The organism is Parabacteroides sp. AF18-52 (assembly GCF_003479145.1).
GTDB lineage: Bacteria > Bacteroidota > Bacteroidia > Bacteroidales > Tannerellaceae > Parabacteroides > Parabacteroides faecis.
Window position 1 is genome coordinate 207868 of record NZ_QUGR01000005.1, and the last position, 26604, is coordinate 234471.

Consider the following 26604-nt stretch of genomic DNA (forward strand, 5'->3'; position numbering starts at 1 on the left):
AATAATAGGGCGCCCCTTATAAAACAACTAAAATAAAACAGAATATGAAACGTACATGCTTAATGATAGTATTCGCCGTGCTGGCCGGCATCACTCATGCCCAGACCGACGATAAAGGATATGAAGAAGGAAAATGGGTATTGAAAGGCGTATCAGGCCTCAACCTGTCGCAGACCGCCATGACCAACTGGTCGGCAGGCGGCGAAAACTCCGTTGCCGGAAATGCTTACCTGAACGGCTCGCTGACACATAAAAGCGGTAACTGGCTATGGATGACCACCCTGGTTGCCGACTACGGTCTGGCGAAAACCAAATCGCAGGGTGTCAGGAAGAGCACCGACAAGATCGGAATCTCGACCCAGCTAGGCTATTCGACCAACAATGTCTGGTTCTACACCCTGATGGGCGATCTCAACACCCAGTTCGCCAAAGGCTACAATTACCCGGACAAGGAACATTACATCTCCAACTTCTTTGCCCCGGCCTACTCCAACATTTCGCTGGGTATGGAGTACCGCCCCAGGAGTAACTATTCGGTCTTTCTCTCGCCCGTCTCCGCGAAGATGACCTGGGTGGCAGACGATTACCTCTCCGACATAGGTGCATTCGGCGTCGATCCGGGCGACCGTTTCAAGATCGAATGCGGCGCTTACCTGAAAGCCCGTGCCGAAATGCCGGTGATGGAAAACGTGAGCCTGATCACGACGGCCGACTTCTTCACCCCGTACAACGACCAGTTCGGGAATATCGACGTCAACTGGGATGTATTGATCAGCATGAAGATCAACAAATTCCTCTCGGCCACGCTCAACACCACCCTGAAATATGACAACGACGTGAAAACGTTCGACGACAACGGCACGAAGCACGGCGCGAAAGTGCAGTTCAAAGAGATACTCGGTGTAGGACTTGCCTATAACTTCTGACCGGATTAAGGAACAAGAATATAGCAATCAACCCGCAGAATCACGTTTTTAATAAAAAACCTGCTGCAATCGGTTGCAGTATCCAAAAGAAAGGAGTAAATTTGCACGTCGAAAACAAATATGATTAGAAATGATCGATAAAATTAAAGCTCTGCTTCAGGAAGTAGAGAATATGAAGGCTGCAAATGCCGAAGAACTGGAAGCTTTACGTATCAAATATCTCAGCAAGAAAGGTGAGATATCTTCCCTGATGAACGATTTCCGCAACGTTGCGGCCGATCAGAAGCGTGAAGTGGGACAGTTTCTGAACCAGCTGAAAGAAGCTACTCAAAATAAGATCAACGAACTGAAAGAAGGTTTTGACAACGTACAGACAGGCAACGACGACATCGACCTGACCCGTACCGCTTATCCGGTGCAACTCGGTACACGCCACCCCCTTTCGATCGTTAAAAAAGAAATCTGTGATATTTTCGGACGCCTGGGATTCAGCATCGCTGAAGGACCGGAGATCGAAGATGACTGGCACGTGTTTTCTTCCCTGAATTTCGCTGAAGATCATCCTGCGCGTGATATGCAGGACACATTCTTCATACAACATAACCCGGACGTTTTACTGCGTACGCACACTTCGTCGGTACAGACCCGCGTGATGGAGAATCAAGAACCTCCCATCCGTATCATCTGCCCGGGACGTGTGTACCGTAATGAGGCCATCTCTTACCGTGCTCACTGCTTCTTCCACCAGGTGGAAGCGCTTTACGTCGATAAGAATGTCTCATTCGCCGACCTGAAACAGGCATTGCTTTTCTTTGCAAAAGAAATGTTCGGTCCGGAAACGAAAATACGTTTGCGCCCCTCCTACTTCCCGTTCACGGAACCTTCTGCGGAAATGGATATTTCCTGCAACCTCTGCGGCGGTAAAGGATGTGCTTTCTGTAAACATACCGGTTGGGTAGAGATCCTCGGCTGCGGTATGGTAGACCCGAATGTACTCGAAAATTGCGGTATCGACAGTAAAGTCTATACCGGCTACGCTCTGGGAATGGGTATCGAACGTATAACCAACCTGAAATACCAAGTTAAAGACCTTCGAATGTTCTCTGAAAACGATGTCCGTTTCCTGAAACAATTCGAATCAGCCAATTAAATTGAAAACCTAAATCATGTACCATCATCCCCGGGCCTCTAACCAGCCCGGGGAAAACACACTGGAGGATGAAAGATGATAAAGGTTTTGATTTTAATTACAGGAGGAGCAATCGGATCGGCACTACGCTATTGGGTTTCCATGTGGGTGCAGCGGTCGTTGCTTTACTCCTTTCCCTTCGGGATACTTTCCGTTAACGTAATCGGCTCTTTCCTTATCGGCTTCTGCTGGAGCCTGGCCGAAAATTACAACTTCTCTGCCAACACAAGAGCTTTCCTGTTCACCGGACTTTTCGGCGGATTTACTACTTTCTCTTCGTTCGCACTGGATACAATGTCGCTCATGAAAACGGGCGATTATAAATTAGCATTTCTAAATATACTGGCTAGCAATATCTTAGGACTTATTGCGGTATTTTTGGGTTTGTTACTCGGAAAAAATGTCTTATCTTTATTGAAATAACAATATGAGAAAGGAAGAACGATATAAAGGTGTATTGAACTGGTTCGAAGAAAACGTACCGGTTGCTGAGACGGAGCTTCATTACGACGATCCGTACCAACTGCTTATTGCCGTGATCCTGTCGGCCCAGTGTACCGACAAGCGTGTAAATATGATCACCCCCGCCCTGTTCAGGGATTTTCCTACAGCCGAAGTGCTGGCTGCATCCACGCCGGAGGTGGTGTTCGAATATATCCGCAGCGTCTCGTATCCCAACAACAAATCGAAACATCTGGTCGGCATGGCACGGATGCTGATCTCTGATTTCGGAGGCGTGGTGCCGTCCGACATCGACGAGTTGCAGAAGCTGCCCGGCGTAGGACGCAAAACGGCGAATGTCATCGCATCGGTGGTCTACAACAAACCGACGATGGCGGTAGACACACACGTCTTCCGCGTAGCCAACCGCATCGGCCTGACCAACAACAGCAAAACGCCGCTCGAAACGGAAAAGGAACTGGTGAAAAACATACCGGAAAGGCAGATACCCATCGCCCACCACTGGCTGATCCTGCACGGACGATATGTCTGCGTGGCACGAAAACCCAAGTGCGAAGCCTGCGGCCTGAAGCCCTGGTGCAAGTATTTCCTGAAGGCAAAAATATAAAGCATGAGAATATACAGGCGGGAAATAGTGATTACCATTTTAACTGCTCTCGCTACCCTGTCGGCAGTCTGCTACTTTTTCGGTGACATGAAGAAGAGTAAGGAGCTGGCACAAACCGACCTGTACACCCTGACCGCACCGGCACCGGAAGCCATACTGGCCGTCAACCGCCCCGCCGTCTTCGCCAAGGTCATACTGACGAAAGAGCCTGTTTATCAGGCGTTCGCTTCCGAAATTCCGGATATATACCTGAACATCATACGGAAGAATCCGGAGATCGCCTCGCTGCATCTCTCGTTTCATCCGCAGGGTGTCGTCATGTATGCGAAAGCGGACAACAACATCGTGCGGCAAATCGAGGAGAATGTGCTGAAACAGGCTTTCAGGTCGTTCGCTCCCCAACAACAGGCAAGAGGGGGAATTACTTTCACCTATTGCCCGGATACGGGAAACAAGTTCTTCGGCTATTACGAATATAATGGTGTCTGGGTGGCCAGTTACAGCAAGAAATTGCTGGAGGAAGTGGCCGCCATACAAAGGAAGCAGAAAAACAACCTGTCGAAAGAACAGATGAGGCTTCGCAAAACGCTCGACAACAATGCCCCGGTCAACCTGCTGATACAGTCGAAATTGCTCGACTTATACGTGAAGAGCAACGATTCGACGCAGTGGAGGGTCAGCGACAGGTGGCTGGCAGCGGATTTGTTCGAGAGTGAAGGGAATATCTGTTATTTCAGCAGCCTGTCTTATCTTGAACCTGCCGACACGCTTTTCCGGACGATAGCCGATACACTGGCGGTCAGGCTGGAACAGCGTTTCCCACAACTCCATATCTCCAACCAGATTTACGAAGAGAACGGAAAGTTCTTTTATACGGGATGTACTTTCTAGTTGACAGGTGACAGTTGACAGATGACAGATACGGATTACTCACAATCACCAGACTGTTCTTCCAACTGTCAACTGTCACTTGTCAACTGTCAACTGAAAAGCATCAGTCCGTCGTACGCAAAATGCACATGCGGGGGTAATTCTTTTTCTACCTCGGCATGCAAACCGATGCGGTGACTCATATGAATAAGGTAGGCTTCCTTCGGACGCAAACGTCCGATCATGGCCAGCGCCTCTTCCAGACTCTCGTGTGCCGGATGCTCTCCTTTCCGGAGGGCGGTCAGGATAAGCACGTCCAATCCCTGCAATTTGGCAAACTCTTCCTCCGGCAGCGACTTCAGATCCGTCAGGTAGGCCATATTCCCTATCCGGTAACCCAGGATAGGCAGGCGCCCGTGCATCACACGGATCGGCACGACCGGCAAACCGGCGGCTACGAAAGGTGTATTGTCTATAGTGTGAAGTTCCAGTTTGGGGACACCCGGATATTTATGTTCGCGGAAGACGTAAGGTATGCGGGTACGGATCGCTTCGGCCACATTCTCCTCCGCGTATATATCCACACTCTTGTCACGGGTAAAGGGACGCAGGTCGTCCAGCCCTCCGACATGGTCATAATGTTCGTGTGAAATCAGGACTGCATCCAGCTGATACGTTTTACTTTGGATCATCTGCCAGCGGAAATCCGGTCCGCAGTCCAACAAGATATGTTTGCCCTCCGTTTCTACTAATACCGATGTGCGCAGACGCCAGTCGCGAGGGTCTTTGCTTGTACATACTTCACACTGGCAGCCTATTTCGGGAACCCCGGTCGAAGTTCCCGTTCCCAGAAATGTAATTTTCATTATCCTACATATTTAACCTCAGGCATTATTTCGATGCCAAAACGATCTTTTACGGCGGTACGGATACTTTCCGCCACCAAAGCAATCTCGTGCCCCCTGGCCTCTCCCAGATTGACGAGGACCAACGCCTGCTTCTCATATACCCCTACCTGGCCATGCGACTTTCCTTTGAAACCGCACTGTTCGATCAGCCAGCCGGCAGGGACTTTCACTTTCCCCTCGCCTGCCGGATAAGAAGGTATCGCAGGATATTGCTCCTTCAGTTTTCCGAACTGGGCGGCCGAAATGACCGGGTTCATAAAGAAACTGCCTGCATTTCCCAGCTTCTCCGGATCAGGCAGCTTCTCCTCACGGATCGCGATCACCGTCCGGCGAACGGCATCCAGAGTAAGCTCCGGACAACCGGCCAGCGCCTCCTTCAGGTTACCGTAGTTTATGGAAAAAGCAGGGCGCTTATCCAACCGTATCAGTATATATGTAACAATGTACGGATCGTTATGTTCGTTTTTGAAGAAGCTGGAACGATAACCGTACTGACATTCCTCGTTCGTAAAAATCCGCTTTTCAAAAGTCAGCTGGTTGTATGCTTCCACACTTTCTATCACATCTTTTATCTCCGCCCCATAGGCTCCGATATTCTGGATAGCGGCGGCACCTGCCTCGCCGGGGATTAGCGATAGGTTCTCGATCCCTCCCCACCCGTTGGCAACGGCATGCGCAACAACGTCGTCCCACTTCTCGGCGGCTCCGACGCGCAGCCAGATATGTTCGTCGGTTTCCTTCTCCACACTGATGCCTTTGATGGCCGAGTGCAGAACGATACCGTTAAAGTCATTTATAAACAACAGATTGCTTCCGCATCCGATATGCAGCGACAAACACTCCTGAAAATACTCGTCCCGTAAGATCCGTCCTAATTCTTCTTCATCGGTATATTCCATGAACCACCGTGTTTTCACCGGCAGATGGAATGTATTATGCTTCTCCAGGGAGTAATTTTCTTCTATCCTCATAATATCTGTTTATTATTTATTGCAGGACAAAAGTAGTAATAATGTGCCAATAGGTCAATATGCCGATCGGCCAATTAAGAAATATCTTTATAATTGGCTGACCGGCATATTAGCACACGGCTACATTATTATAATGTATCGACGATCTCACGCTGCTTCGTGAAAAAGATCATTCGCTGTATCTCCCCGCTCTGCGATATCAAAGTGGAATAACGTTTCAACGACTGGATCCATTCTTTCTGGGCACGGCAGATCTCCGGATGCTGCGAATCCATATAGTTGATGGCATAAAGGCGGAACATACATAGCTGGAAACTTCCCTTTTCCAGAAATGTATAGGTTGCTTCAAAATTGATGTTCGACAGGTAAAGATACGCTTTGTTGCCGTTCGAATACTCTCCCCGTGCCGCGATCAGCTCCATTTCGTCCAGCAAACGGTGGAGTTCCTGCTTCATAACGTCGATATCGTCGTCGGTCAGCATATTCAATCCTGCAAAGTATTTGATCTCCCTGACCATCGACTGGAAAATATTGCTATCTAATATGGTATAGGAAGACGGGACCTGCCGGAGTTCCTGCATCAACTTACGCTGCGACTCCAGCACCTTCTCCGGAACTACAACATCAGACATGCTGGCAGTGATCTTCATCCCGTTGTTCTGATGCATCCAGCGGCAGAGGCGAAACTTCGTCAAACGTTCGAAAGGCGAATAGAAAGTGAACGGCACGATGTTGCATGCCGCGCTGAGGACTGCCTTCGGATCGTCCTTGATGAAAGCAAATAGCTTATGGTACCGTTTGAGAATATCATGGTAATTATCGATCTGACTCATGGTATTAGAGACATTCAGATTGAAAACGGCCCCTTCCGCCCGGTTGGTTCCCACGATCTGATCGAGTGAGATCCCCAGACTTTGGGATAATAATGATACTTCAAAAAAAGTAAACGGAACCTCTCCGCGTAACCGGCGATAAACAGCTTCTTTTCCTATGGATATAATATCCATAATATAGTTAGCTAGGTTCGTCTCCTCCGGGAGATGTTCTCTCATGGCTTTTATCAGCCCGTTATTCAATGCATCTTTCATAATTATTAGTATGTTATTTTACTGTTTTTACTCATATTGTTTTTACAAAAATGTCCAAAGAACGATTCCACTCAATAGCATAAATGCCTTCCTTTGTTTCGATTACCGCAACCCAATGCAAATTAACGTTTTTTGTTTCTCTAATCGTAACAAAAGCCTACAGCTATTGTTTAATAAGAAATGAACGCCATTTTGCTTACTTGGAAAAAGACACCATATAGAAAAAGCAATGGCTTACATTTGCAATGTATATAATCATTAAAAAGAAACACTCATGAACAAAGCAGAACTTATCGAGGCCTTAGCAGATAAGGCAGGGTTACAAAAACAGAAAGCGAAAAAAGTATTAGATGCTTACATCGAGATCGTAACCGAAAAAATGTCGCAAAAAGAGGAAATTACTCTTATTGGTTTTGGTACTTTAATACCGAGACCTCAAACAAGTCGCCTGGCTCGTAATCCAAAAACTGGTACTCCAGTACAAATTCCAGCCAGAACAACGGTAAAGTTCAAACCCGGTAAATTCTTGCTGGAGGCTATGAACGGCACTGGCGAAAAAAAATAATATGATTTTTCTCTATAACATCCTTCTTGCTTTTGCGGGAAGGATGTTTTTTTACACCTCCTTGTTCTTTTACTTTATCATATCTGCAAAAATACATACAGATTTCTAGTAAAATGAGGTGTTTTTAATGAATATCGAAACATTCAGGTTCTAATTAAACAACCGCCAGCATGTCCCCTACTCAATTATCGCAATTCCAGAATCCGAACAACCTACCCTGTTTCGGAATATGAAACTTTTGCCCTAAATTTAGAATTTTACAGAGAAACATTTGTGTGATGCTCTAATTATATATAATTTCGGCTCCGAAAAAAAATTAGTCTGCATAATACAACAGAATACACATGAAAATAGTTAATCTTGGGGAATCAAACTCCGTCCTGAACAGGTTCGTTTCCGAACTCAGAGATGTAGATATCCAGAAAGACAGTCTCCGCTTTCGCAGAAACATCGAACGTATCGGTGAAATCATGGCTTATGAGATCAGTAAAGATTTTACTTACACCCGGAAAGATATCCAGACTCCGTTAGGGATCGCACCGATGAATACTCCCGACGACCGGATAGTGATCAGTACCATATTACGGGCAGGACTGCCTTACCATCAGGGCTTTTTGAGTTATCTCGATTATGCAGAAAATGCCTTTGTCTCTGCTTATCGCAAATACAAAGACCGTTTGAACTTTGATATTCATATCGAATACATAGCCTCTCCAAGACTTACCGAAAAGACATTGATCATTACCGACCCGATGCTTGCCACCGGAAGTTCGATGGAACTCGCCTACGAAGCATTACTGACCAAAGGACACCCGGCGCATATCCATGTGGCATCCATCATCGCCAGCAAACAAGCGATAGAATACCTGCAACGGAAAATGCCGGATGACAAAACAACCATCTGGATCGCTGCTCTCGACGATGAGCTGGATGATCATTCGTACATCATCCCGGGACTGGGAGATGCCGGAGACCTGGCTTACGGAGAAAAGGAATAAAATCTTTTATCGGGGTAAGGAGAACCAGAAACGCGAACCTTTGCCAATTTCTGAACTTACTCCGATCTTGCCTTTCTGCTGTTCCACAATACTTTTACAGATAGAAAGTCCAAGACCTGTCCCTTGCTTAAAGTCATTCCCTTTATAGAAACGGTCGAAAACGTGCGACTGGACTTCTTTACTCATACCCTCTCCCGTATCAGTGACCGAAAATTCGATTTCATCCGGACGAAGTTCATAAGCCAATGTAATAAAGCCTTTTTCCGTATGCTTGATCGCATTATTGATAAAATTGGAAAAGAGCTGGCTCAACCGTACATGGTCGAACGTGAAGATGCAAGGCTTCAGACCCGGTTGACTGCAAAGCTCCACACCTCCATGAAGTTTTATTTTCATGGATTTTACCAAATCTTCCAAAAAGTCTTTCAGTTGTATATCTACCGGTTTGAATTCGATCGTATTCGCTTCTATCTTCGCCAGATCGAGCACATCGGATATCAGCTGCAATAAAAGTTCATTGTTCTTCTGGATTATCTCGACAAACTGCAATTGTTCTTCCTTGTCTTCCGTTTCGGTCAACAGGGTCGAAAAGCCGACAATAGCGTTTAGCGGAGTACGTATCTCGTGGCTCATATTTGCCAGGAAAGCCGATTTCAACCGGTCCAGCTCTTCTGCCTTTTCCCGCTGCTGCTCTGTCTCTTTCAACTCGGTAATATCATAATTCACACAGATCATTTCGATCTTGTCTGAATCACTCAACTGGGAAGTACACATCACATTGACACGTATCCATTTCCATCCGTCTTCATGTTTGATACGTAGCTCTTTACGGATACTGGTAGCTTCCCCCTTCACTACTTTATCAAAAAAGTCCAGCATCACGGCACGGTCTTCCGGATGTACACTTTTATAGTTTCCTATTATTTCAGGTAAAGGTGTCCCATCTTTTTCCCCAAGGTTCTGATACCACTGGCTGATCGCATATCCTTCGCGAGTCAGCAGGTCGAATTTGGCATATCCCACTTTCGCATAACGGCTGACCAATGTGAAGAAATATTCGAACTCTTCAATACGATTGTAAGCAATCGTTTTATCTGTATTATCCAGATTGATAAAAAGATAGTTTATCAACTCACCCTTATTATCATAAAGCATGCTGACCTTTGTTATCAGGTCGATCGAATCGTTCTTCCTGGTTGGGTAATATTTATAGGATCTGATATCCGTAAAAGAATAATTCAACCGGAACGAGACAGGTTTCTTCCTGGACATCTTGTCCAGTACATCCTGTGGAAGCAGCGGATTGTCAAAAATGTTGATCCCTAACGCATCTTTCTTGGAGTTCAAACCAAAGATCTCTACATCCTTATTATTCATATCTATCAGAAATCCATCCTTGTCGTACAACTCGATCCCGACAGGTATGTTCGTATAAATATTGCGCAACAACTTTTCACCCCGGTCGAGCGCCTCGTTGATACGCGCCATCTTCGTTATGATACTGATAATATTGGCGATGGAAGAAAGCCATTGATAATCTTCCAGGTTCCACATACGATATTTGTCGACGATATCGATGCCGATATAACCCCATGCCTTTTTCTTAATGATCAAAGGGATCAGGATAAAGGAAAGTACGCCTCTCCGCTGCAAGTATTTTTTCTCTTCGCCCGCTTCTGCCGGCAGTTCATCCAGATTACTGATCATCACCGGGTACAGATTCCGTATCCGGCGTGTCGACCACGGCAATGTGGAAACTGGAATATTCTGCAGCGATGAACGGACAGTCGAAACGCCGTCACTACACACTTCGTAGGTACAACTAATCGTTTTTCTGTCGTCACTGTATTCCATAATACAGGCTCGTCCCTTTGTGTCGATGGAAAACAGAATTTCGGTAAGGACCAGTTGGATAGAAGTCAACAAGTCGTTTGTCTGGATGAAAGAATGCAAAGCGCGGGATATGGTGTTCAGGTGACGGAGAAGACTGTCCACCTGATTATTTACGGCTGGCTTATTTTCTTCTGTTTCACTAAAAGGAACTAGCTGCAGGATACCCAGTACATAGATCTTTCCGGTAGCATCGATCTCCCGTTTACAGATCTTTGTCCGTACAAAGCGAAGACCATAACAGGTCTTCATCGGGAAAATCTGCTCATAAATGCCTACTTCTTTAAAATAAGCAAACTCATTCGCTATCCTGGCCCTGTAGTCCTCGCGGATCAAACCAAGAAAATCATCTGTCGGAATGGCATTGTCTTTCAAGCCTAACAGACTGACCAAATAATCTGAACAGATATAGCACTTTCTCTTGAAATCAATTTCCCACCAACCAACTTGTGCCGTATCCAATAATAACTTATACTGATCTGTACCCATACATTACTCATACTAGTATGAACACAAAATTCGGTATTAAAAATCATTCCAGCAAATTAAAGTTCATTTATATTCAAGGCTTTTCAAAGATTCTACGTTAAAATAAAAAAAGCGGAGACCGGTAAACCGAGCTCCGCTTTCCTTTCAGATAAGAATCTGTTATTTCAATTCTTTGATCCGGATATTACGGAATTTCACAGGTGAGCCATGTCCCAGGAATCCGATATGTCCTTTCTTGTTGAACAAGCCCGGATGTTCCTTACCGTCAGGTGTTCCGTTCTTAACGGCATCACGGATGTTACCTTCCAGGATCACCACTCCATTCACTGTTACACGGATATTATCTCCGTTAGCAACAATCTCCTCTTCATTCCATTCACCCACCGGCTTGAATGCTTTGTGGTGATCGGCATTCGTTGGGATGATACCGTAAACGGAACCGTGGTGCTGATACTTGGTAATATCTTTATAGATAGGATGTTCGCAGTCCAGTATCTGGATCTCCATACCTACATAAGCAGCATCGCCTTCCATCGGAGTACGGATACCTACGCCGTTATTAGCTCCAGGAGTCAACTGGAACTCAAAACGATAAACGAAGTTTCCGAATTCATCCTTTGTATACAGGTTTCCACCATAACTCTTGCTGGGTATCATAGAGATACAACCATCTTCAATCGTATAGTCGACTGTATTTCCAGTCCACTGATGCATGTTAGTACCGTCGAACAAGACTTTGAAACCTTCTTTCTGTTCTTCTGCCGACAGTTTGAACGGTTCCTTGCGTTCCAGTTCCTTTACATATATATTACGGTAGTACACTTTACTGCCATGAGCCTGCAATTCGATCTGTTCGATCGGGAAGATCGGTTGTTTACGATCCCAATAGTTTTCAAGGATCACGTCGTCTACTACCTTTTCTCCGTTCAGGATTACAGTTACGCGGTCGCCAACCATCTTGATGTAGAAGCTGTTCCACTCGCCCAGCTTGTTATCTGCCACTTTAGACGGCTTACTCGGGTTCACCTGGTTATTATACAGACCGCCGGAACCAACCTGGGCACCTACATTGACACGGGAAGTATCCCAGATCTGCACCTGAGGTGTTCCGCGCAGATAGATACCTGCATCTGCTTCAGGACCAGCCGGATCAAGCATCCAGTCTACATACATTTCAAAGTCGCCATATTGCTTTTCCGTACACAGGTTGTCATAACCGGTACCATCGAACATCAACAGTCCGTTTTCGACTTTCCAGTCACGACGCATATTATCGTCAGCCTTCTCTTGTGCTTTTGCCAATTGGGCTGGCTTCATCTTTGCACGTGCGATCGGATTTTCAACCAAGCCTTTCCAGCCTGTCAGGTCTTTCCCGTTGAAGATAGAAACGAAACCTTCACCCTGCGGCATTTCAGCCAGATGTTTCTTGATCGCTTCTTTCTGATAACCGGCATCCGGATTGTCAAGTACCTGCATTACTTTGTTCAGCAATTCACGTACATTGGTTCCTGTATAGTCTTTATTTCCTAAAGCAATATTCATGACTGCGTTGGCTGCTGCCTGCTGAACAGGTTTCTGATCCAGGAATTCACCGGCATACAACATTCCCAGGAATGTTCCTGTCCGTTCAATCTGTTTCAGGATGATATTCTTCTGTTCATCTGTTTTAGCAATTTCCATCGCTTTACGCAAACTCAATAAGCGATTCTCGCCGGTAAAGGCAGGATTAGAAACCAACTTCACATAGGCTTTCAGAGCACGATCGAAATAAGCGGAAGAAGGAGCATCCGCACAGATGACATACAGTTCATCGGCAGCTTCGATACCTTTCCAGTTCAATAAAGCATCAAAAGCAGCATCGCGGGCAGCACCCGATCCCTTACGGAAACCATCGACGATAGTAGCCAGTGCATCTTTTTCACCGGTTGTAGCCAATACGGTATAATACAAATACTTTTTGCTGTCGCCGGCCTGGAGCATACGACGGCTGATCGTTTCTTTCTGTTTTGCAGGAGACATAGAAGAGATCGCGGAGATCACAGCCTGCTGGATCGGAGCCACGGCAGACGCATCTGCAGTTTCGAGCATTCCGCACAGATTGACCAGGTCGCCTTCCGATACGACATCTTTCAATGCAGTATAAGCCGCTTTCTTCACTTCCGGTGAACCGGACTTGATCAGTTCGAGTACCGTCGTCAGGTTGGCCGTCGCTTTACGCATAGCCAGCAATTCAGCACCGGCAATCTTTCCGGCATCCGTAGCAGACGGGATAGCACGTGCTACAGCCTGGTCGATATCACCGCTGAAGGCAGCCAATGCATCCTGTCCCAACAGGATTATATCTTTATTGTCGCTTGTCAGTAAATCGGCAAGAGCAGGGATAACCTGTTTGTCGCCTATCTTAACCATTGTCCAGACAGTTGCCTGTTTCACATCGAAGTTCGCGTCTTTCAACTGACCCAGCAGAACCTGCATAGCTGTCAGATCGAAACGAAGTTCAAGATTCTTGATCACATCATGTTTAGACGGGCATTTAGCTTCACGGCCGATCCAGTTGATAACATCCACTTTCACTTCCGGTTTTGCTTTCTGCATCGCCTTCATCACTTCGATATATACTTCTTTATTTGCAAAATCGGATGCATAGTTCAATGCTGCATTACGATATTCCTTGTTGCCGTCTTTCAGAGCTGAAAGCAATAATTTAGTACTGTTTTCTTTCTTCAGCGATAACAGGATCTGCAAAGCTGCGTCACGGGTCTGAGTCTGTCCTGCTTTGGTAGCTTTCTTCAACAGATCGTTGGCAGCCTTTTCCACTTCCTTTACATCTCCCTGTGCAGCTACGCGTTTCAGCAACGCGATATATGCTTCGTTCGCATTTGTCTTCGTCATTGTATATCCGGCAGCCGCTGCAGCATCAGCCAGTTCTTTGATAGAGGCCTTGCTTCCCACACGACTTAATGAGTGCAGGACAGCCTTCTGCATACTTTCATCTCCCGAACCCACTAACGCTTTCAGAAGATCTTCCGTTCCTTCCACCTGTGCCTCACCGATCGCAACGATAATATCTTTTTGTGTCTTCGGAGTACCCATACGGCGCATTAAAGCGGCTTGTAAAGCCTTGCCGGCATTCTCGCTGCCATTAGCAGCCAATGCACGTGCAGCCGGACCACTCAGGCTTTCATCACCCAGATAAGCAGACAGCGCATCGATACATTCGTCTTGTCCCAGGATTTGAAGCTGACGGATGATAAATGCTTTGGTTTCACGTTCGTTCACCATATCTAAGGCTTTCAGATATGCATTTGCTGTTGCCAGGCGGGCACTTTCTTCTCCTTTCGCCATCACATAATGCGTCAGGCCGCTCAAAGCGTAATCCACCTGTGCATTGCTACCCTTTCCGGGAGCGTTTATCATGTTGACCAACATCAGTACCCCTTCTTCGCCGGTACCTTTCAGGTCATTGATCAGTTTATTATATTCAGCCTGTTTCTCAGCAGGCATCTGGGCCAGTACATCTGCCGCAGTTGTTTTAGCTGTACGGTTTGCCGGAGACTGAGCCATCAGTACGCTGCCGAATAATAGCAAGCTGGCAATCGATATATATGCTTTTCTCATTTTATTCTCTTTTGATTTAGTATATTAACCCCTAATTAAATGTTCCATGGCGCACGCATCGGCTGGTCGAGCAGACGGTTAGCGGCCTCATCGTTCACAAATTCAAGTTTCACCGGATCGAATTCCAACGTACGATTCAGACGAAGTGCGGTAGCACCCATATTCACGATCGTAGACGAGCGGAATCCATTCCGTTCATTCAAGGCAAAAGGCTGGCGTGTCTTTACACACTCGATAAAGTCGGTCACCTGTGGTTCAGGTTCCGGGAAATCGGCCAGTTTCTTTTCCCAATCAGGGATATCACATACAAAATTCTTATAAACGTTACCGTTCGGACCGGAGATATACGGCGTATTAGGATCGCCGAAGTCGCCACCCCAAAGAACGATCTGGCAACCGTCGTCGTATGTATAAGTAATAGAACGCCATGTTCCTACGGCATCCGGATGTTGTTGAGGAGCATCCACTTCCACCTTCACAGGGCTTGTGTTATCTTTTCCGAGGAAATACTGTACAGGGTCGATATAATGTTGTCCCATATCACCTAGTCCGCCACCGTCATAATCCCAGTATCCGCGGAATGTCTGGTGAACACGGTGTGCATTATAAGGTTTATAAGGAGCCGGGCCTAACCACATATCGTAATCCAGTTCGGAAGGAACTGTTTGCGGTTCGAGATATTCTTTACCTACCCAGTAGAATTTCCAGTCGAAACCGGTATGTTTACTGATCGTTACTTTCAACGGCCAGCCAAGCAGACCACTCTGAACCAATTTCTTCAACGGTTTAACGGGAGTACCCAGTCCGTAGAAGGGGTCAGCGAAACGGAACCAGGTATTCAGACGAAACATGCGTCCGTTCTGTTTTACCGCTTCCATCACACGTTTACCTTCACCGATCGTACGTGTCATCGGTTTTTCACACCAGATATCTTTTCCTGCTTTGGCAGCTTCTACCGACATAATACCATGCCAGTGGGGAGGCGTCGCAATATGCACGATATCAACGTTAGGGTCGAGTATCAGATCACGGAAATCATGATAAGCGGCGATCTTATCCTTCACCAATTGTTTCCCCAGTTCAAGATGTTTCTTGTCGACATCACAAACGGCAACCAGACGTGTTCCGGCATAGTTCACATGACCACGTCCCATTCCGCCTGTACCTATAATACCTTTTGTCAACTGGTCGCTTGGAGCGATAAAGCCATTTCCAAGCACGTGACGCGGCACAATCGTAAAGGCCGCAATTCCCCCAAGGGTTTTAAGGAAGTCCCTTCTGTTTGTTCTCATAGTACAAATTAATGTATAATATTGATTAGCAATTGTAATTTTTTCCGTATTAAAAAAGACGTTAGAAAGCAAAATCTCCCTCTAACGTCTCACAAAGATATTATTTATCCAATAACTCTTGCAAATATTTACGAGTTTTTATGACATAATCATGCTGGGAACCGTTCAACTCACACTCGATGGTGACAGCTCCCTGGAAACCCTGTTTCTTCAATTCGGCAATAACTGCTGGAAAATTAACATCTCCGGTTGGGATAGGTACTTCCGCCCCCAATTCATAAGGGTTATCGGGGTCCGGATATTTTCCGTCTTTAGCATGAAACTCTTTGATAAGAGGTCCGAACTGTTTCACGGCATCCAAAGAGTTAGCCTTTCCGTACATCAGCAGGTTTGCCAGGTCACAATTGATGAACACATTTCCGGTTCCTATATCTTTTATGGCACGGATCAATGTTGTCGGTGTCTCCTGCCCTGTTTCAAAATAGATCAGGACATTGCGTTCTTTCGCATAATTCGCCAGGTCCTGCATTACCTTGACAAAATCTTTATATTGTTCGGAAGAAGGATCTTCCGGAATAAATCCGAAATGGGAGTGCATTGCCAGAATATCAGCCATCGCACAAAAGTCGATCATTTCATGGTACACTTTGATCTTTTCTGCCCGTTCGTCTGTAGGCACCAGTCCGATCGTTGCCGGTCCCTTCCGGAAGTTCCAGGTACTTTTACTACCGGGCACACCAACCAAAGTAGTCACTTTGATATCATATTTCTTCGAAGCCTCTTTTACCTTTTCAGCAAAATCTTTCGTCAGCGTATTTTTCCTGTAACTGATTTCGCAGGACCCGAATCCCTGGTCATGCAAATCTTTGAAACTTTTATCGATATCAGTCAGATCATACTGGATGACACCGATCGTGATTTTATCAGCGGCATACGCCGTTGTAAAGGCAAACAACAAGGCTGCTGCCACCAAACAATGCTTTACTTTCATAATGTAGAAATTTATTTTAGTCAGTACAAAGTTAAGACGGAAAGTTTAAAAATAAACCTTCCGTCTCAAAATTATCCGTTCAATTATTCCATAGTAGGATTGAATGTGCCGCCCCAGTTATTATTTTGTTCCAGATTCGGATTTTCTAATATTTTACTTTCCTGGATCGGAAAGAAATAATAAGATTCCTGAATCAAAAATTTATTTTCGGCAATGGCACTGATCGGTACCATTCTAAGTATATATTTAAAATTATCAGGAACCAATGAATACGTCTTGGCTTTTTGGGTAGCTTCAGCAATATCCATTTCAGTACCATCCTCATTGATAGCGATAGCTTCGATTCCATATTTTTGCAGTCCGTTCAATTGCATCATTTTACGAGTTCTTCTCAGATCCATAAAACGATGCCCTTCAAAGCACAATTCTACATTACGTTCATCAAGAATAGCCTGGCGAATCTCTTCACGACTGCTGACTTTCAATCCATACAATCCGTTTTCTCCAGCTTCGATACCAGCCCGTTTACGAATCTGCTTCAACATATCTATGGCTGTATCTTCGTGACCTGTTTCATTGGCTGCTTCAGCATAGATAAACATGACTTCAGCTAATCTCATGAATGGGTAATCATGGTCATAGGTCGATACCAAATCTTGACTTAAAGACAGATCAGATCCTTTCCGCACATACATACCACTGATTGCATCATTTTGTGTGGCAGTACTACCTACATTCGGATTGATTCCATAGGAATCTTCTCTAACCGCTATACCCACCGAAGTGTATTGGCGGTATCCTGAAGCGGTTCCTGATACAGGATACAAATCTGCATTATATAGGATACAATCCTCAAATCTAGGATCACGGTTCTTCCAATATTTCTGTAAAAACTCGGATTCTTCACCAACATAATACTTGCCGTCCGGATCATCAAACCTCTTTCCATCCATCATAGGAAAAGCTTTTACCATGTCCCAGGTAGGTGTATTACTGGCATTACTACGACTCAAAGAAGACGGACGAATAGTATTTTCCCATCCTGCAGTCTTATCCGGATTGCTGTATATAATAGGAAAAACGACCTCTGAATTACCGTCCACTAACCAGTTATCAGCATAATTAGCAGTCAATTTAATTCCTTGGGATATACAGAAGTCATATGCCTCCTTTGCTGCCGTATAAGCTTCGCTCCAATATTTATTATCATACATGTTACTCGGATTAAACTGCGGAGAAGCTTTATAAAGCAACATCTTTGCCTTATATGCTTTAGCAAAACACTGATCTATACGTCCATAATTATTACCCGTAGCTTTTGCCGGAAGCAATGCAATAGCATCATTCAGATCTTTTATTATCAAATCAAAGCATTCCGCTGTAGAATTACGAGTTACATACAGGTCGTCTTTATCTTTATCCTGAGCTTTGGTAATATAGGGCATACCTCCATGATAAACGACCATTTCACCATACTCATAGGCTCTCATAAATAGCATCTGACCTGTCAGACTATTCTTAACGGATTCGGAACAAGCTCCCTCCGCAAGATATTCGATACCTAAATTAATATTACGGATATTGGTATAATTCCATCGTTTATAACCACTCCCCGATGTCGTTATAGTACTTAACATAAACGGAATACCAGTTTGTTGTTCTGCTGTATTATCGGCACTTGTAGACCATCCACTGAAAATATCGCCATAGAGATCGGTCACATACGCTGTTGCCAGGTTATCATCATTCCAAACCAGGTCCGCATCATAATTCCACAAATTTGATATATCCAAACTATTGCATCCATTGACCAGCAATATAGTTACCAAACCAACCAATGATTGTTTTAATTTATTCAGTTTCATATTTTTTAATTTTAAAATGAGAAGTTAAGACCAAATGTAAACGATCTCATCAAAGGGAATGAATCGTAATATTTTTGTTCAGGATCCATGAACTCATTCATCGCAGAGATAGAGAATAAGTTGGTTGCGTTCATAAATACCTGGGCATGGGTCAGTCCCAACGGACGAAGAACCACCTTAGGCAAATCATATCCTACGTTAAGGTTCTTCAAACGTAAATACGCACCATTTCGCATCCAAAAATCAGTATCACCATAACCTGATTCATACTGGTTCTTACCGATTACACGAGGATAAATACCATCAGGATTCTCCGGACTCCAGCATTTTTCACTTGTCCAGATAGGATAATACGGACGTGTGTTACCACCATACTGCGGCATACCCTTGGTTGCCTCACATCCTACTAACCGATCATAGTTACCAACACCTTGAAAATGCATATCAACAGTAATCCCCTTCCAACTGAAGCTACCTCCGAAACCATAGTTAATACGGGGAGTCCCATTTGTGGACAACAAGTTATACGCATCATTTCCATCAATTTTACCATCCGGTCCCGGAGCATAACCATCACCACGAGTATCCTGAAATAAAAGGCCGCCAAGGTACGGATCACGTCCATACTGCTTAAATCCTTTAGCGATCAATTCATCCACTTCTGCTTGATCTGTTAACAAATGATCCACTTTCAAACCCGTGATACGTCCTGCCGACATTCCAACCAAAGACAAGTCTTTCAGATTACCTGTCATATAAATTACCGATTCATCCAATACATCCCAGCGATCTTTGGAATAGCCTATATTCATATAAAGAGAATAGTTTATTCCGTGTTTAGCTTTATCTCTCCAACTTAATGTGAATTCTCCACCTCTCCATGAACGTTCAGCATAGTTTTCAGGAGCCAACGATGCACCATAGGTACTAGGTAAAGAAGAAGTTCTTGAACCCAAAATATCAGTTTCCTTTCTATAGAATCCATCGATAGTACCACTTAACTTATTACCTAAAAATGTAAAATCCAAACCACCATTGACAGTCGATGATGTAGCCCAGGTCAAATCATAAGTCGGCATACTGCCTGATTGAATACCATTAGCTAACCCATTGCCAAACATATAACTGTTACCGGAAGTGTATCTTTCTATATACTGGAAATATCCGATCGACGCATTCGATGTATTCAAATCGTTACCGGTAGTACCGTAAGAAGCACGTATTTTTAAGTCATCAAGCCAATTAGAAGCACTCTCCATAAAGGCTTCTTTACTGATACGCCATCCAAGTGAGGCCGAGGGGAAAAAGCCCCATCTGCTTTCTTTTGGAAATTTATTATTTCCATCATAACGGAATGAAAACTCTGCTATATACTTGGAATCATAATTATATGTAGCACGTCCGATCCACGACAAATGCGAGCCTAAATTCTCCGATTCATTTACTGAAACCGTTCGTCTTTCCGGATCGGTCGAAAACACAAACCATTGGTCATAAGCCGTCAGCGGATCATTCGCTGTTGCATAGATGGCTTCACCCTGACTTTGTGCCTGTTCGAAAGTGATCATTCCGCCTACTTCATGCTTGCCAAACTTATTTTTATAGTTCACCGTCCAGTCAAACTGTTCATTCCAGAATTGGCGGGAACCATAAGTCAGATTCTCATAATTGGAACCAAACGTGAAGATATTATATTTATTCAAATCCAATGGTCCCGGAACAAAACGGTTATTAGGATCAGCCGATTGAAAATTGTAGGCTTTCTGATGAGTAAGATATTTCTTACGAGCATAATCATTGATGATGTAATTTCCAGTTACTTTTGTTGATAATCCGGGTAAAAGCTTACTCAAGTCAATGTTTAATGATAAAATACCATTTACATTCCGTCTGCGGGTTTTGATATAACGATCACCCAATATCACATCTGCAACATTCCATCCTTTAAAATTACTGACATCCGGATAAACAGGATAATCAGTCTTTTCGTTTGCCGGAGTACCATCCAGATACGCATAAGACGGAACCGTCCTCAAACAATTAAACGTAGTTCTATAAAAGTCGAATATATCCTCACTATCATCGCCACTTCCAGACCAATTGAATCGTCTATCGTCTTTCTGGTAGCCGGAAACATTTGCATTCAATGATATATACTTACTCAGATTTACGGTCAAATTAGATCGGAACGAATACTTATTATTTTCCAGATTCTTGTAAGAACCTTCTTCTCTGATAAAACTTCCTAAAACGTAGTATTTAACTTTTTCAGTACCACCTGTCGCACTAATAGAATGCTTTGTATTCCATGGATTTTGCCAAATCAGGTCATTCACATTATAATCATGCGTCTTAGCATATTCCATCTCTTCGTCATTATTAGGTCTGACCAGTCCATTAGCTTCAGCAACTAAATTCTGATAAACCAACTCTTTGTAAGCACTCATCTCATCTGTAAATAACTTACGAGTGGGTTTATTAAACGTATATGATCCCTGATATTCAAATTTGGGTTTCCCCATACTATCCGCTCCCGACTTAGTTGTCACCAGGACCACTCCATTACCCGCTTTCGATCCATAAACAGAAGCTGTTGCAGCATCTTTTAAAAAACTCAACTGATCGATCTCGTTCGACTCAAGTGCATCGAATGCCGCTTTATCCCGGATAATTCCGTCAATAACAAATAACGGATCACCGAACCCACCACGCATACGGATTTCTGAACTTGCTCCCATGAAACCTGAACTCCCGACAATTGTCAATCCCGGTGCACGACCCGCTAAAGTATTAGATAAATTGGTCGTTGAAATTGTAGATAACTCTTCTGTCTTCACATTAGTAATAGCTCCGGTCATATTTATTTTTTTCTCTACACCGTATCCGACAACGATCACTTCATCCAACTTTTGGGTATCTTCATGTAATGTGACCTGATAAGAGACCTTCCCATCTTCCACCCGAATTCTCTGCTCTAAATAGCCTATATAGGAGACAAGTAAAGTAGCCCCGGCAGGAATATTGCTTAAGACAAACCTCCCATTAGCATCTGTTACTGTTCCAACACTGCTATTTCCCTCGAGAGTAATGTTTGCACCAATGATCGATGCTCCTTCTTCATCGACAATGACACCAGATATTCTCCTCTCCTTCTGTTGCACTTCATTTACAACCTGTTCTGTGCGAACATTCCTTTTCACACTATTGTCTTTCAAAAACACACGGTTATTCACAATCTTGTAAGAAATACCGGTATCTTTAAAAACCTCTTTGAGCACTTTTTCTATGTGTTCATTTTTTAAATTAACAAATACGTTGGAGATTTTCTTATTTAACAAAGATTCATCATAAGAAAATTCATACCCAGTCTGTTCACTTATACTTTGTATTACTGCACCGACTGTCGTACTATTCAGCGTCAGTTCCAGATTCACATACAAAGATTGCGAACCGTTTACCGCCATTACAGGCGATACAGATGTCAAAAACATTGCTAATGTCGCAATAGAAACTTTTTTAATCATACATGTGATTTAATAATGTTAGTACTAATTTTTCAGTTAGATTTCTTGTTGTGTGTTCATTTTTCTACTCTCGGTCATTTTATCATAGGCATTGCTTTTTGGGGTTGTTCATATATAAAAACTTCTTTTCCTTCCACCTTATAATGGATCGGTGCGAGGTATCCCAACAGATTCAGGATATCGGCAAGTCCTTCGTCCTCATTGATCACACAGCGAAATTTACGCCGTGCAAGAGCCGAAGACTCGATATTGATGTTCACATTAAATTTTACGGATAGTTTATTTACTATTTCGCGCAGGGTAGCATTTTCAAACACAAACTGCCTTAACCGCCAGGCTGTCGAAATATTTACATCTATAGCTTCCGAGGTGTATTCATTCTTGTTTTGGTTATAAGTCACTTTCTCTCCGGGAGAGACATCCAATACTTTATTCCGGTTAATATCCAACAGTTCTATCTGACCACTGACCAGAACAGTCTCAACTTTCTTATTTTCATTATCGATCTTTACATCAAAGGAAGTACCTTTTACCTGGATATTCACATATCCGGTAAAAACATTAAATAGCGAGAACTGCTCCTGCTTTCTTTGAGACTTCAAAGAAAGCTTCTCCTTGCAAGGAGACCTGACGATTCTCGTCAGAGAACGATACCGGATACTTCAATGTCGAGCCGCCCTTCAACCAGACACAAGTTCCGTCGGCAAGCATAACTTTTTTCACATCTTGGCCGGGCTTAACTACAATACATATCTGTTTTTCAGGCTGAAAATACTCGTAACCTCCATAAAAGCAGGACACCAGCACCAAAAAGACAGCTGCATATTGCAACACGTTACGCATTAATTGAAAACGATTCGATCGGTCAATCTTGCCGTTTACCTTTCCCAAAGCCTCTTCAATACGATCCGGACTTTTATAATACATCGAATGATAGGACACACGCAGACGCATCACATCCGACAATATTGTTTTATTATCCGGAGATAAATTACCCCAGGCCAACATCTCCTGCATTTCGTCGGAAGAGATATTGTCCGCCAGATACTTTGCCAAAAGTCCGTAATCGAAATCCATTTTTTATCCTTTATATCAGCAAAACGTATGAGAGAAAGAAACTACGGAGCAAAAGAATCTTTTTTTTAAAAATTTCCCTGCCGGAAAAGAAACAGAAGAGAAAACAAATAGAAATCCTGCTTAGACATATGTGCTTTCAGGAACTTGATCGCCAAATAAATATGACTTTCTACCGTACGTTGGGGCATTTGAAGTCGCTCAGCCACTTCTTTCGATTTAAGCCCTTCTATATAAGTAAGAATGAAGACTTCGCGGCGTTGGGAAGGTAATTCTCCCAGCAGATTATGTAATAGTTTATAAAAATCTTTTGAATAAATCTCCTCCAGAACAGACGCATCCGATCTCAATGAATCAGCATACTCCTCCCATACGGATTTTTCTGCCTGAAGCAAATATTTTCCGGCAGACTGTGTTTTCCGATAATGATCGACACAACGCGTATAAGCCGATTGGAACAAATAAGAATGGAATCCTTCTCCTACATATATTTTTTTACGGTTTTCCCACACATTCAAAAAAACATCCTGAACTATATCTTCCGCCATCTCCTGTTCCACGATAGTAGCTACATAGGCCATCACCCGGGGATAATAATAACGAAACATATCATTAAAAGCCTTCCGGTTCCCTTCTTTCAGTTTATATAATGAAGAAACATCAAACATATATAATGTCAGGACAATTTTTACTTAAACCATCTTAATTTGTCCCCAAAAATAAACATTTTTTATTCAATACGGACTATCTATCCCAAAAAACGGGGTACAGACAATAGAAATTAAACCTTTCTTCACCAGGCACAGGAATAACTATTCGTTATCCGACAAAGAAGTATTTGCCTATAGCAGAGTATCTAAATCTTTATATACTAGCAACTATTAATACGGTGTACTACTTATCGCACATAAGGTGTACACCATATACATGATAAGTAGTACACCTTATATAGGATAACCTGTACACCTAACCGATAGTTATTCACATGTCAGGAAATACTTTTTCATAAGATAAAAAATAGTTTATAGACAAACAGGAAACAGTCTTTGCCTTGTAGCAGAATTGATCCGGCGGACAACCACGATTTAAATATATTCGATACCTTTGTCCCTGCAAATGACTAAAGAATAGAAATATGAACTATTACGAACTGAAATTCACATACGAATCGCCTATCGAGGCAACAATCATCAGCGATGTACTGGCATCCGAACTGGGAGAAATAGGTTTTGAAAGTTTCACCGAAAACGAAGACGGCCTGCAGGCTTACATCTCCGATCAATTATATAATGTAAAGGCATTAGTCGACAAACTGAAAGAATTTCCACTGGAAAACGTCACAATCCATTACTCCGAACAGTTTATCGAGAGCAAGGACTGGAACGAAGAATGGGAAAAGAACTATTTCAAACCCATCCGCATCGGAAACGAATGCATCATTCGCGCCTCTTTCCATGAACCGGAGCCGGGTTATACATATAATATTATTATAGACCCCAAAATGGCATTCGGGACAGGCAACCATGAAACGACCTTCCTGATGATCAGCGAGATGCTCAAACTCGACCTGGAAGGTAAAGACCTGCTGGATATGGGATGCGGAACGGCTGTCCTGGCAATCCTCGCTAAAATGAAGAAAGCCAACAAAGTAGTGGGCATCGACATCGATGAATGGGCCTACAACAATGCTCTGGAAAATATCCGCCTGAACAATACCAAAGATATACAAGTCGTACTGGGAGGAGCCGAACAAATCCCGGCTTTCGGACAGTTCGATATTGTATTTGCCAACATAAACCGCAATATACTTTTGAATGATATCCGTCACTATACCAGCTGCATGAAACCAGGAGCACTACTTTTTATGAGCGGATTCTACACACAAGACATTCCTGCCATCGAAGAAGAATGTAAAAGAAACGACTTGAATTTCATTTCTCATACAGAGAAAAACAACTGGGTGGCCGTCAAGACACAGAAGCAGTAACTTTATTTAACATTAAAAGTTAATGCAGAAGTAAACTATCATCCGCATAAAATCGTTACATTAGTAGACACATTTAAATGTAAGAGTTATGAAAAATGTAGATTCTAAATTATTACTAGGTTTGGTAGTTGGAGCTGCAGTAGGTGCAGCAGTCGGATATTTGGCAGCTACCGATAAGAGAGAACAGTTACTGGAAGAATTGAACGGTGTAGTTGGAAAAGTAAAAGAAGGCTTTAATTCCGCTCTCGCCAAGTACAAAGAAGGTAAGACTGAAGTTGTAAAGGCTACAGAAGAAATCGTAGCTGAATAATCATTTATGGAAAAAGATTCAGGAAAAATCTTTCGTGAGCTGAAAGAAGATGTTTCGACTTACGTAGAATTAAAGCTTGAACTTTTAAAGTTAAGCACATACGAGAGAAGCGGGCAATTGATCGCGGTTCTTTCGTATGGCTTAATTTTATTGTTTCTGGCTTTCTTTGCCATCCTGTTCATATTCCTGGCGTTAGGGTTCTTTCTGGGTGATATGTTCGGTTCTTCGGGAGCCGGGTTCGCCGTTGTGGCGGTATTATATCTCCTGTTGATCGGACTCATTATAATGAACAAACAAAGAATCTGCAACACCGTTCTCAACGTTGTGATTGCAGCATTAAACGGTAACGACGAAAAAGACGATGCAACAACAGATACAAAACAAGCCGCTGACACCGCTGGAGAAGCTGATTTTTGACAAAGAACAGATCCGGAGGCAATGTGTCGTACAGGAACAAAAACTGAATGACGACTTTTCGTATATTCAGGAAAATGCAGGCAGTCTGTTGATTTCCGGCTTTACTACCTTACTCTTTCCAAACACTAAATCGAAAAAGACAGAATCTTCCGACGCAATTGCTGCGACAAACGACCAGCCGGTTACCCCGATGGGTTTCTCGGATTACCTGAGCATAGCACAAGGACTACTCCCGGTTGCCTGGGATGTTGCCAGACCTTTTTTGCTGACATGGGGAATCCGAAAGGCACAAAGCTGGTTTACGAATCTTCTGTTTAAGAAAAAGAAATAACTCCTAACATTTAATTTATGTTAGAGGACATATTTTTCTCCTTTTTATAAAGGAAGAATAAAAAAATAGGACTAAATTTGCAGTCGTTAAAAACAAGGATAAAAATGAAACGTAATTTGATTCTCTTTATGGCATTCACCGCAATGCTGACGATATTGGCTTCATGCGCAACTCCTTGTGGCTGTTAATTGGATTTTATGTAATATTTTTAATAAACCCATAAAAGTTTTAT

The 26604-nt window shown here is 43.5% G+C and carries 23 protein-coding genes; 11 read left to right on the forward strand and 12 right to left on the reverse strand.

Annotation, left to right across the window (positions count from 1 at the left end):
* Positions 1 to 44: 44 nt before the first annotated feature.
* From DWX23_RS11040 to DWX23_RS11060, 5 genes are all read left to right on the forward strand, one after another.
* The gene (locus DWX23_RS11040) at positions 45 to 926 is read left to right on the forward strand and encodes a DUF3078 domain-containing protein (RefSeq protein WP_122374520.1); all 882 of its coding nucleotides are present in this window, start codon (positions 45 to 47) and stop codon (positions 924 to 926) included.
* Between the two features lie 130 nt (positions 927 to 1056).
* Positions 1057 to 2076 (forward strand): phenylalanine--tRNA ligase subunit alpha, encoded by a 1020-nt coding sequence (gene pheS, locus DWX23_RS11045; RefSeq protein WP_122354064.1) that lies wholly within the window; start codon positions 1057 to 1059, stop codon positions 2074 to 2076.
* 75 nt (positions 2077 to 2151) lie between these two features.
* Entirely contained in the window at positions 2152 to 2538 is a 387-nt protein-coding gene (gene crcB, locus DWX23_RS11050) for a fluoride efflux transporter CrcB (protein ID WP_122354065.1), read from the forward strand.
* Between the two features lie 4 nt (positions 2539 to 2542).
* A complete protein-coding gene (gene nth, locus DWX23_RS11055; RefSeq protein ID WP_122354066.1) occupies positions 2543 to 3184 on the forward strand; it encodes an endonuclease III in 642 nt (213 codons plus the stop codon).
* 3 nt (positions 3185 to 3187) lie between these two features.
* Complete coding sequence (locus DWX23_RS11060) at positions 3188 to 4075, forward strand: hypothetical protein (protein WP_122374521.1); 888 nt, start codon at positions 3188 to 3190, stop codon at positions 4073 to 4075.
* 89 nt (positions 4076 to 4164) lie between these two features.
* Here DWX23_RS11060 and DWX23_RS11065 read toward each other — a convergent pair whose 3' ends face one another.
* The 3 genes from DWX23_RS11065 to DWX23_RS24860 all read right to left on the reverse strand — a co-directional run bounded on the left by DWX23_RS11065 (position 4165) and on the right by DWX23_RS24860 (position 7021).
* Positions 4165 to 4920, reverse strand: a complete 756-nt coding sequence (locus DWX23_RS11065; RefSeq protein ID WP_122374522.1) for an MBL fold metallo-hydrolase — start codon at positions 4918 to 4920, stop codon at positions 4165 to 4167.
* Entirely contained in the window at positions 4920 to 5933 is a 1014-nt protein-coding gene (gene murB / locus DWX23_RS11070) for a UDP-N-acetylmuramate dehydrogenase (protein WP_122374523.1), read from the reverse strand. The genes DWX23_RS11065 and murB overlap by 1 nt, the downstream gene beginning before the upstream one ends.
* 128 nt (positions 5934 to 6061) lie before the next feature.
* The gene (locus DWX23_RS24860; RefSeq protein ID WP_158583194.1) at positions 6062 to 7021 is read right to left on the reverse strand and encodes a hypothetical protein; all 960 of its coding nucleotides are present in this window, start codon (positions 7019 to 7021) and stop codon (positions 6062 to 6064) included.
* Between the two features lie 274 nt (positions 7022 to 7295).
* On the opposite strand from DWX23_RS24860, the gene DWX23_RS11085 reads away from it, so the two are divergent.
* A complete protein-coding gene (locus tag DWX23_RS11085; protein ID WP_007652950.1) occupies positions 7296 to 7586 on the forward strand; it encodes an HU family DNA-binding protein in 291 nt (96 codons plus the stop codon).
* Positions 7587 to 7930: 344 nt separating this feature from the next.
* Positions 7931 to 8584, forward strand: a complete 654-nt coding sequence (upp, locus tag DWX23_RS11090) for a uracil phosphoribosyltransferase (protein WP_122354072.1) — start codon at positions 7931 to 7933, stop codon at positions 8582 to 8584.
* A 6-nt stretch (positions 8585 to 8590) separates the two neighbouring features.
* Here the strand turns inward: upp and DWX23_RS11095 are convergent, their stop codons facing one another.
* The 9 genes from DWX23_RS11095 to DWX23_RS11135 form a co-directional block, all read right to left on the reverse strand.
* Positions 8591 to 10963, reverse strand: a complete 2373-nt coding sequence (locus tag DWX23_RS11095) for a PAS domain-containing sensor histidine kinase (protein ID WP_122374524.1) — start codon at positions 10961 to 10963, stop codon at positions 8591 to 8593.
* A 159-nt stretch (positions 10964 to 11122) separates the two neighbouring features.
* Positions 11123 to 14581, reverse strand: coding sequence for a DUF1080 domain-containing protein (locus DWX23_RS11100; protein ID WP_122374525.1), 3459 nt, complete (start codon positions 14579 to 14581; stop codon positions 11123 to 11125).
* A 35-nt stretch (positions 14582 to 14616) separates the two neighbouring features.
* Positions 14617 to 15873 (reverse strand): Gfo/Idh/MocA family oxidoreductase, encoded by a 1257-nt coding sequence (locus DWX23_RS11105; protein WP_122354075.1) that lies wholly within the window; start codon positions 15871 to 15873, stop codon positions 14617 to 14619.
* 100 nt (positions 15874 to 15973) lie between these two features.
* Complete coding sequence (locus DWX23_RS11110; protein ID WP_122374526.1) at positions 15974 to 16864, reverse strand: sugar phosphate isomerase/epimerase; 891 nt, start codon at positions 16862 to 16864, stop codon at positions 15974 to 15976.
* Between the two features lie 83 nt (positions 16865 to 16947).
* On the reverse strand, positions 16948 to 18729 hold the full coding sequence (locus DWX23_RS11115) for a RagB/SusD family nutrient uptake outer membrane protein (RefSeq protein WP_122354077.1): 1782 nt from the start codon (positions 18727 to 18729) through the stop codon (positions 16948 to 16950).
* 11 nt (positions 18730 to 18740) lie between these two features.
* Positions 18741 to 22253, reverse strand: coding sequence for a TonB-dependent receptor (locus tag DWX23_RS11120; protein WP_122374527.1), 3513 nt, complete (start codon positions 22251 to 22253; stop codon positions 18741 to 18743).
* Positions 22254 to 22327: 74 nt separating this feature from the next.
* Positions 22328 to 22855, reverse strand: coding sequence for a FecR family protein (locus DWX23_RS11125; RefSeq protein ID WP_221267813.1), 528 nt, complete (start codon positions 22853 to 22855; stop codon positions 22328 to 22330).
* Positions 22815 to 23330 (reverse strand): FecR domain-containing protein, encoded by a 516-nt coding sequence (locus tag DWX23_RS11130; RefSeq protein WP_122374528.1) that lies wholly within the window; start codon positions 23328 to 23330, stop codon positions 22815 to 22817. Before DWX23_RS11130 ends, DWX23_RS11125 begins: the two co-directional genes overlap by 41 nt.
* A gap of 65 nt (positions 23331 to 23395) precedes the next feature.
* Positions 23396 to 23995 carry an RNA polymerase sigma-70 factor gene (locus DWX23_RS11135; RefSeq protein ID WP_122354081.1) on the reverse strand — a complete coding sequence of 200 codons (600 nt, stop codon included), beginning with the start codon at positions 23993 to 23995 and terminating at the stop codon, positions 23396 to 23398.
* A gap of 467 nt (positions 23996 to 24462) precedes the next feature.
* Here DWX23_RS11135 and prmA point away from each other — a divergent pair, with 467 nt between their 5' ends.
* The 4 genes from prmA to DWX23_RS11155 all read left to right on the forward strand — a co-directional run bounded on the left by prmA (position 24463) and on the right by DWX23_RS11155 (position 26372).
* Complete coding sequence (gene prmA, locus DWX23_RS11140; protein WP_122374529.1) at positions 24463 to 25314, forward strand: 50S ribosomal protein L11 methyltransferase; 852 nt, start codon at positions 24463 to 24465, stop codon at positions 25312 to 25314.
* A gap of 88 nt (positions 25315 to 25402) precedes the next feature.
* Entirely contained in the window at positions 25403 to 25624 is a 222-nt protein-coding gene (locus DWX23_RS11145; RefSeq protein WP_007652933.1) for a YtxH domain-containing protein, read from the forward strand.
* A gap of 6 nt (positions 25625 to 25630) precedes the next feature.
* Positions 25631 to 26041, forward strand: coding sequence for a phage holin family protein (locus DWX23_RS11150; RefSeq protein WP_122354083.1), 411 nt, complete (start codon positions 25631 to 25633; stop codon positions 26039 to 26041).
* Positions 25986 to 26372 (forward strand): hypothetical protein, encoded by a 387-nt coding sequence (locus DWX23_RS11155; RefSeq protein WP_122354084.1) that lies wholly within the window; start codon positions 25986 to 25988, stop codon positions 26370 to 26372. Before DWX23_RS11150 ends, DWX23_RS11155 begins: the two co-directional genes overlap by 56 nt.
* The last annotated feature ends 232 nt before the right edge of the window (positions 26373 to 26604 follow it).